The sequence below is a fragment of the Psychrobacter glacincola genome, from assembly GCF_904846215.1.
GTDB lineage: Bacteria > Pseudomonadota > Gammaproteobacteria > Pseudomonadales > Moraxellaceae > Psychrobacter > Psychrobacter glacincola.
In genome coordinates, this window is record NZ_CAJGZK010000091.1 from 1 (window position 1) to 602 (window position 602).

Annotated in this window: 1 protein-coding gene; it reads right to left on the minus strand. The window is 39.2% G+C overall.

Annotation, left to right across the window (positions count from 1 at the left end):
- Window positions 1–107 precede the first annotated feature (107 nt).
- On the minus strand, window positions 108–602 hold a 495-nt coding region (locus JMW90_RS13570; RefSeq protein WP_201564768.1), incomplete at its 5' end, for an RlmF-related methyltransferase.

A 602-nucleotide genomic window follows, 5' to 3' on the forward strand; every position in this document is an offset into this window, starting at 1 on the left:
CCATTATTTGGATTAATTCTCTACAATAAAAAGCACCCCTTTGATCATTAAAGGGGTGCTTTTTTGTTTCACGTGAAACTATAGTTATTTATAATCTTAATTATTATTTACTCTTCATCAGTATTAAAACGCCATGCAAGTATACGAGTACTTTTTTGACCTTGACTCATCTCGATGATACGCATTTGGGCGACACCAAGTTGTTTCAACAGTAATTGCAGAGGTTTTACGTTTTCTGACTTAGATACCAGTGTCGTAAACCAGCCAACATGCTCAGCGAAATCTTGACTCTCTTTTGCCATTTTGGTTAAAAAGGCAATCTCACCGCCCTCAGACCACAGCTCTTTATGCTGACCACCAAAGTTTAGGTTTTGCGCGGCATTGCCAGGCTTTGTTGAGCTGCGGCTAATTTGTTCGTTTTCATTCTTACCGCGATGTCGTTGCAAGTTATGTTGCTTACGACTATTGGCTTCCATCGCTTCTTCTAATGAGGCATGAAACGGCGGATTACAGACCACCACATCAAAGTAATCTTGGCGACCGATGATATTTTTAAAAATAAATTTAGGTTCGGTCTGTAGTTTGACTTTAACAGCACTTTT